We start from the raw sequence: 7,906 nt of genomic DNA on the forward strand, positions 1-7,906 counted from the left end.
GCTGGTCTCCAAGATGCCCGGCGACTGGTGGCAGCAGCGCGCCAACCACCGCGCCTACCTGGCCTTCATGTGGGCCCACCCCGGCAAGCAACTGCTCTTCATGGGCCAGGAGTTCGCCCAGGGTGCCGAGTGGCAGCACGACGCCGGACCGCAGTGGTGGGTGCTCGAGGACCAGTGGCCGGCCGCCGAGGAGCACCGCGGGGTGCAGCGGCTGGTGGGCGAGCTGAACCGGGTCTACCGGGACACCCCGGCGCTCTGGGAGCAGGACACCGACCCCGCCGGCTTCCGCTGGCTGGACGGCGGCGCCGCCGAGGACAACCTGCTCGCCTTCGTCCGCCACGCGGCGGACGGCACGCCGCTGGTCGCCGTCTGCAACTTCTCCCCCGTGGTGCGGCACGGCTACCGGATCGGGCTGCCCAGCCTGGGCGGGGCGACCCAGCTGTGGACCGAGGTGCTCAACACCGACCAGCAGCGGTTCGGCGGCGGCGGGGTGACCAACGGGCCGGTCAAGGCCGAGCCGGTCTGCTGGCACGACCAGCCGCGCAGCGCCGAGCTGATCCTGCCTCCGCTGGCCACCCTCTGGCTGCGCCCGGCCTGATCCGCAGCCCGATCCAGCCAACTCCCCGCCGGACGGCAACCGAACACCCGTGCCCTAGTGTCTCTGCTTGCGCCGGGCAACGGGCCCGGGCGGCACAGGAGCTGGATTCGAACACCCGATGGCACTGACAGGCACCCCCTTCCTCATCCTCACGATCGTCCTCTTCGTGGCCTCGATCGCGCTGGCCATGGCGCAGTACCGCGCGCGGGGACGGGCCGGTGCGGCGCAAGGCGGCAGCCGGCGCCGGCGGGCCGGGAGCAGCAGCGCCCCCGGCCCGCTGCGCTCGCTCGGCCAGCTGGCCACCATCCTGTTCTGCCAGGCCACCGCGGTCGCCCTGGTGTTCGTCCTGGTGAACAACTCCACCCAGCTCTACGACACCTGGGGCGACCTGCTGGGCACCTCCAGCCACGTCAAGTCGGTCGCGGCGCCGCCGAAGGACAACGGGCTGGCCGCCGACCAGGCGGCGTCCGGGGCCTCGCCGCGGCAGAAGGTGCTGCTGAGCTTCAAGCCGGCCAGCTCCGACGCCGTGCCCAAGGACGTGAAGCAGGCCGACCTCAAGGGCCCGCTCTCCGGCGTCGAGGGCGAGGTGCTGGTCTGGACCCCGCCGCAGTACGACGACCCGGCCTACAAGGACAAGACCTTCCCGGTGGTCGAACTGCTGGCCGGCTTCCCCGGCAGCTCCAGCACCTGGTTCGGCGCGATGAACGTGACCAGCCAGCTCGCCCCGCTGATGAAGTCCGGCCAGGTCACCCCGTTCATCCTGGTCTCGCCGCGGGTCACGCTGCTCGGCAACAACACCGACACCGGCTGCGCCGACATCCCGGGCAAGGTGAACGCCGAGACCTGGCTCGACCGCGACGTGCCGCAGATGGTGATGGACAACTTCCGCGCCGACAACACCGCGGCCGGCTGGGCGGTGGCCGGCTACTCGGCCGGCGCGCACTGCGCGGCCCGGCTGGTGCTCGGCCACCCCGACCGGTACCGGGCCGCGATCAGCATGTCCGGCTACAACGACCCGGCCGGCGAGCCCGACTCGCTGACCGCCAAGGACCCGCAGCTGCGCCAGACCGCCAACCCGCTCTACCTGCTCACCCACGCCGGCACCCCGCCGAACGTGGCGCTCTGGGTGACCGGCCGCAAGGGCGACGGGCTGGAGGACGCGGTCGCGCTGCAGCAGGCCGCCAAGGCACCCACCGCGGTCACCACCGTGGAGACCACCGGGCCGCACTTGACCTCCACCTGGGAGCCGCTGGTGGTCCCGTCCTTCAAGTGGCTCTCCGCGCTGATCCCCACGCCGTAGCGGCGCGCGCCCGCCCCGCCCGCCCCGGCGCAGGTGGGGCCGGGCGCCGGCGCGACCGGGACCTCGGGCCGCCCCGCCCGGGACCTTCGTCCCTTGCCCCACCCGGTCGTGCCCGCATGCGGACGGGCGGGGCGGCTGCGAAGGTATGGTCGAACCGGTGAGCGGCTGCCGAGCGCCGGCAGCAAGCCCGCGGAGCGGCCTCGGACGGACGGAGAGACTGGCGTGGCGCGCAGTGTGTACGTGACCGGGATCGGTCGGGGGGACGGCCGCCAAGCCGTCGAACTCGGGGTCATGGAGCTGCTGACCCGTCAGGTGGACCGGGTCGGGGTGTTCCGCCCGCTGGTCCACGCCCGGCCGCACGGCCCCGCCGACCAACCGGCCGCGGGCCTCGCCGCCGACCCCGCCACCGCGGGCCACCCGACCGACCACATGGTCGAACTGCTGCGCACCCGCTACCGGCTGGACCTGCCGACCGCCGAGCTGTACGGCCTCGACTACGAGGAGGCGGCCGCGCTGCAGGCCGCCCAGGGGCAGGACGAGCTGGTCTCCGCCCTGGTCGACCGGTTCCGCGCGCTGGAGCGCCGGTGCCAGGCGGTGCTGGTGCTCGGCACCGACTTCGCGGACACCAGCATCCCCGACGAGCTGGCCTTCAACGCCCGCCTCGCCAACGAGTTCGGCGCCTGGGTGCTGCCCGTGGTCGGCGGCCACGACCAGGACCCGCAGGCGGTGACCGCCGAGGTGCGCAACGCCTACCGGGCCTACACCGACCTGGGCTGCTCGACCCTGGCGATGATCGCCAACCGGGTCCAGCCGGCCGCCAAGCAGCCGGTGCTGCGCGGCCTGGCCGCCAAACTGCCGGTGCCCGCCTACGTGATCCCCGAGGAGCCCGCGCTGGCCGCCCCGACGGTGGCCCAGCTGGTCGAGGCCACCGGCGCCGAGGTGCTGCTCGGCGACGCGGCCGGCCTGGCCCGGGACGTGCGCGGCTTCGTCTTCGGCGGCGCGATGCTGCCCACCTTCCTGCCCGCACTGACCGAGGGGGCCCTGGTGGTCACCCCGGGCGACCGGGCCGACCTGCTGATCGGCTCGCTGGCCGCGCACGCCGCCGGCGCCCCGCCGATCGCCGGCGTGCTGCTGACGCTGGCCCAGCACCCCGGTCCGGACGTGCTGGCGCTGGCCGCCCGGCTGGCCCCGGGCACCCCGGTCGCTGTGGTCCCGGAGGGCAGCTGGCCCACCGCCGCTGCGCTGACCCACCTGGAGGGCAAGCTCGGCGCGGGCAGCCCGCGGAAGGCCGAGGTCGCCCTCGGTCTCTTCGAACTCCACGTGGACACCGCCGAGTTGACCAACCGGATCGAGCTGAGCCGGTCCGACCGGGTGACCCCGATGATGTTCGAGCACGAGCTGCTGGAGCGGGCCCGGGCCCGGCGCCGGCACGTGGTGCTGCCGGAGGGCACCGAGGAGCGGGTGCTGCGCGCCGCCGAGATCCTGCTCCGCCGCAACATCTGCGACCTGACCCTGCTCGGCGAGCCGGACGCGGTCCGCCGCCGGGCCGCTGCCCTGGGCCTGACCCTGCCGCAGTCGGAGGCCGGCGGCGACCGGGCCCAGCTGCACCTGGTCGACCCGGCCACCAGCCCGCTGCGCCAGCGGTTCGCCGAGCGCTACGCCGAGCTGCGCGCGCACAAGGGCATGACCGTCGAGCTGGCCCACGACGTGGTCACCGACGTCTCCTACTTCGGCACCCTGATGGTGCAGGAGGGCATCGCGGACGGCATGGTCTCCGGCGCGGTGCACTCCACCGCCGCGACCATCCGGCCCGCCTTCGAGGTGATCAAGACCTCGCCGGGCGCCGCGATCGTCTCCTCGGTCTTCTTCATGTGCCTGGCCGACAAGGTGCTGGTCTACGGCGACTGCGCGGTCAACCCGGACCCGGACGCCCAGCAGCTGGCCGACATCGCGATCCAGTCGGCCGGGACCGCGGCCGCCTTCGGCGTCGAGCCGCGGGTCGCGATGCTCTCCTACTCCACCGGCACCTCCGGCTCGGGCGCCGACGTGGACAAGGTCCGCAAGGCCACCGAGCTGGTCCGCGCGCTCCGCCCCGACCTGCTGGTGGAGGGCCCGATCCAGTACGACGCGGCGGTCGACGAGCACGTGGCGGCCACCAAGCTGCCCGGCTCCCCGGTGGCGGGGCGGGCCACCGTGCTGATCTTCCCGGACCTGAACACCGGCAACAACACCTACAAGGCCGTGCAGCGCTCGGCCGGCGCGGTCGCGGTCGGCCCGGTGCTGCAGGGGCTGCGCAAGCCGGTCAACGACCTGTCCCGGGGTGCGCTGGTGCAGGACATCGTCAACACGGTGGCGATCACCGCGATCCAGGCCCAGTCGGACCGGAGCGGGACGGACCCGAGTAGGGCGGACGAGAGTGGGGCGGACGAGAGCGTGGCCGGCGAGAGCGTGAAGGAGCAGCGCACATGACCGAGGCGACCCGGGTCCTGGTGCTCAACGCCGGCTCCTCGTCGGTCAAGTACCAGCTGATCGACATGCTGGACGGCACCCGGCCGGCGGCCGGGCTGGTGGAGCGGATCGGCGAGGGCAGCGGGCGGCTGAAGCACACCGCGCCCGACGGCGCGGTGCGCGAGACCATGCAGCCCTACCCCGACCACGCGGCCGCGCTCAAGGCGGTGGCCGCGGAGCTGGCCGCCGACGGCCTGGGCCTGGACTCCCCCGAGCTCGCCGCGATCGGGCACCGGGTGGTGCACGGCGGGAAGCGCTTCACCGCCCCGACCCTGGTCACCGACGAGGTGCTGACCGAGATCCGGCGACTGGTGCCGGTGGCCCCGCTGCACAACCCGGCCAACATCACCGGGATCGAGGTGGCCCGGGCGCTGCGCCCCGACCTGCCGCAGGTCGCCGTCTTCGACACCGCCTTCCACACCACCATCCCGGAGCACGCGGCCCGCTACGCGATCGACCCGGCGATCGCCGACGAGCACCGGGTGCGCCGCTACGGCTTCCACGGCACCTCGCACCAGTACGTCGCCCGGGCCACCGCGCGGCTGCTCGGCAAGGACCCGGCCGAGCTCAACGTGATCGTGCTGCACCTGGGCAACGGCGCCTCCGCCTCGGCGGTGGCCGGCGGCGTCTGCGTGGACACCTCGATGGGCCTCACCCCGCTGGAGGGTCTGGTGATGGGCACCCGGTCGGGTGACATCGACCCGGGCGTGATCTTCCACCTGAACCGGGTCGGCGGGCTGTCGATCGACGAGATCGACGACCTGCTGAACCGCCGCAGCGGCCTGCTCGGGCTCTGCGGGGACAACGACATGCGGGAGATCCTGCGCCGGGCCGAGGAGGGCGACGCGGCCGCCGAGCTGGCCTTCCGCGCCTACGTCCACCGGCTGCGCAAGTACCTCGGCGGGTACTACGCGGTGCTCGGGCGGGTGGACGCGATCGCGTTCACCGCCGGGGTCGGCGAGAACGCGGCGCCGGTCCGGGCGGCGGCCACCGTCGGGCTGGAGGAGCTGGGCATCGCGGTGGATCCGGAACTGAACTCGGTGCGTTCCGCCGAGGCCCGGGTGATCTCGCCGGCCTACTCGCGGGTCACCGTCGCGGTGGTGCCCACGGACGAGGAGCTCGAGATCGCCCAGCAGGCGTATGCGCTGGTCGGAGCAGGCTAGCGCGCACTCTCGGAGGTTCGTCCCAATCCCCGGGAATAACTCGTACGGATAGGATCATCGATATGCGCCGAGCGAAAATTGTCTGCACTCTGGGTCCGGCCACGGACTCCTACGACCAGCTGAAGGCCATCGTCGAAGCGGGCATGAACGTCGCCCGTCTGAACATGAGCCACGGCTCCCACGCGGAGCACGAGGAGCGGTACCGCAAGGTCCGCCAGGTGTCCGCGGACACCGGCCGCACCATCGGTGTGCTGGCCGACCTGCAGGGCCCCAAGATCCGTCTGGCGACCTTCGCCAACGGCCCGGTGACCGTTGACAACGGCGACACGTTCACCATCACCACCGAGGACGTCCCCGGTGACCAGCACATCTGCGGCACCACCTACAAGGGCCTGCCCGGCGACGTGAAGCCCGGCGACCCGGTCCTGATCAACGACGGCGTCATCGCCCTGGAGGTCGTCAGCGTCGACGGCCCGCGGGTGAAGACCGTGGTGGTCGAGGGCGGGGTGCTCTCCAACAACAAGGGCATCAACCTGCCGGGCGCGGCGGTCAACGTGCCCGCGCTGTCCGAGAAGGACAAGGACGACCTGCGGTTCGCGCTCCGCCTGGGCGTCGACATGGTCGCGCTCTCGTTCGTCCGCAACGCCGCGGACATCGAGGACGTGCACAAGGTCATGGACGAGGTCGGCATCCGGGTGCCGGTCATCGCCAAGATCGAGAAGCCGCAGGCGGTCGAGGCGATGGAGGAGATCGTCCTCGCCTTCGACGCGATCATGGTGGCCCGTGGCGACCTCGCGGTGGAGTACCCGCTGGAGAAGGTGCCGCTGGTCCAGAAGCGCCTGATCACGCTGGCCCGCCGCAACGCCAAGCCGGTGATCGTCGCCACCCAGATGATGGAGTCGATGATCCACGCCTCGCGGCCGACCCGCGCCGAGGTCTCCGACGTCGCCAACGCGATCCTGGACGGCACGGACGCGGTGATGCTCTCCGCCGAGTCCAGCGTCGGCAAGTTCCCGGTCGAGACGGTCAAGACGATGAGCCGGATCGCCGAGCAGGCCGAGGTCGAGCTGCTGGCCCAGGGCCTGCAGCCGCTCAACCCGGGCCGCAAGCCGCGCACCCAGGGCGGCTCGGTCGCCCGCGCCGCCTGCGAGCTGGGCGACTTCCTGAACGCCAAGGCGCTGGTGGCCTTCACCAAGTCCGGTGACACCGCCCGCCGGCTCTCCCGGTACCGCTCGCCGATCCCGGTGATCGCCTTCACCCCGGACGAGGCCACCCGCAACCAGCTCTCGCTGAGCTGGGGCGTCGAGGCCTACGTCACCGAGCAGGTGGCCACCACCGACGAGATGGTGCTCCAGGTCGACCGCGAGCTGCTGTCGATGAAGCGGCTGGCCGAGGGCGACACCGCGATCGTCACCGCCGGCTCGCCGCCCGGCATCCCGGGCAACACCAACATGGTCCAGGTGCACCACCTGGGCATGCGGCCGACCGCCTGACGGTCCGCCGCACCGCACGGCCGAGCGGGCCGCTCCCCAGTCGCTGGGGGGCGGCCCGCTCGTCGTTCCCAGTGAGCCGGTGACCTGGTGGCCCGGTGACCCGGTGGGGCGTCAGTGCCCGTACGGGTAGGGCTGGGTGTCGTTGTACATGTGCATGCCAGGGATGCTCAGGGTGCCGCCGAACTGGCCGGCCTGGATCGCGGTGACCCCGGTCATGGTGATGTCGAGCGGGATCGGGACCGCGCCGATCAGGTCGTAGAGCCACTGCGGCAGCGTGTCGGGGGTCAGCGTGATGGTGCCCAGCGGCGGCAGCGGGATGCCGTAGAGGTTGCTCAGCTCGCCGCTCAGGCTCTCCACGTACATCGTGATCGGGCCGTCGACCATCGTCGAGGTGCTGCCGGGGGCGCCCTTGACGTGGAAGGTCTCCGGCGGGGTCGAGCCGTGCCCGGTGTTCTCGATCGTCGACATGTCGAGATCGCCGATGCCCACCGAGCTGACGGTGAACTTGAGCACCCGCTTGGTGGTGGTCGGGGTGTGCACCTCGTAGACGCCGCCGAACACCGCGCCGTAGAGCGCGAGCTTGCTGGACTTCAGGGTCCAGTTCTGGTCCGGCACCACGTCGCCGCTCTGGACGCCCGAGGCCGCCACCTTGCTGGTGTCCACCGGGCAGAGCGGGCGGGTGTCGCCGTTGGCCAGCGCGGAGGCCACCGCCGAGGGCGCGGCGCTGCCGGTCGGCGCGGGCGAGGCCGTCGCGGAGGCGGAGGCGCTCGCGGACGGGCTCGCCGAGGCGCTCGCGGAGGGCGAGGCGGCCGCGGAGGGGCTCGCGTCGGGGCTCGCCGCCGGG

At 72.9% G+C, this 7,906-nt stretch carries 6 protein-coding genes; 5 read left to right on the top strand and 1 reads right to left on the bottom strand.

All coding sequences use genetic code 11. The features are described 5' to 3' along the window. From ACQRUO_RS37450 to pyk, 5 genes are all read left to right on the top strand, one after another. Positions 1-598: alpha amylase C-terminal domain-containing protein (locus tag ACQRUO_RS37450; protein ID WP_428320648.1), on the top strand; the 598-nt coding region annotated here is incomplete at its 5' end. 118 nt (positions 599-716) lie between these two features. Further along, on the top strand, positions 717-1,898 hold the full coding sequence (locus ACQRUO_RS37455) for an alpha/beta hydrolase (RefSeq protein ID WP_428320649.1): 1,182 nt from the start codon (positions 717-719) through the stop codon (positions 1,896-1,898). Between the two features lie 222 nt (positions 1,899-2,120). After that, positions 2,121-4,367, top strand: a complete 2,247-nt coding sequence (gene pta, locus ACQRUO_RS37460; RefSeq protein WP_428320650.1) for a phosphate acetyltransferase — start codon at positions 2,121-2,123, stop codon at positions 4,365-4,367. Then, the gene (locus tag ACQRUO_RS37465; protein ID WP_428320651.1) at positions 4,364-5,569 is read left to right on the top strand and encodes an acetate kinase; all 1,206 of its coding nucleotides are present in this window, start codon (positions 4,364-4,366) and stop codon (positions 5,567-5,569) included. Before pta ends, ACQRUO_RS37465 begins: the two co-directional genes overlap by 4 nt. A gap of 62 nt (positions 5,570-5,631) precedes the next feature. Beyond that, positions 5,632-7,062 (top strand): pyruvate kinase, encoded by a 1,431-nt coding sequence (gene pyk, locus ACQRUO_RS37470; RefSeq protein ID WP_428320652.1) that lies wholly within the window; start codon positions 5,632-5,634, stop codon positions 7,060-7,062. A gap of 111 nt (positions 7,063-7,173) precedes the next feature. Here the strand turns inward: pyk and ACQRUO_RS37475 are convergent, their stop codons facing one another. Further along, positions 7,174-7,725: a hypothetical protein gene (locus ACQRUO_RS37475; protein WP_428320653.1), complete on the bottom strand. Its 552-nt coding sequence runs from the start codon at positions 7,723-7,725 to the stop codon at positions 7,174-7,176. Positions 7,726-7,906 lie beyond the last annotated feature (181 nt).

The sequence above is a fragment of the Kitasatospora sp. LaBMicrA B282 genome, assembly GCF_050325825.1.
GTDB lineage: Bacteria > Actinomycetota > Actinomycetes > Streptomycetales > Streptomycetaceae > Kitasatospora.

Bases quoted from the DNA above. Each gene is read 5' to 3' on its own strand.
- pyk (WP_428320652.1), top strand. From the start codon at position 5,632: ATGCGCCGAGCGAAAATTGTCTGCACTCTGGGTCCGGCCACGGACTCC.
- ACQRUO_RS37455 (WP_428320649.1), top strand. From the start codon at position 717: ATGGCACTGACAGGCACCCCCTTCCTCATCCTCACGATCGTCCTCTTC.
- ACQRUO_RS37465 (WP_428320651.1), top strand. From the start codon at position 4,364: ATGACCGAGGCGACCCGGGTCCTGGTGCTCAACGCCGGCTCCTCGTCG.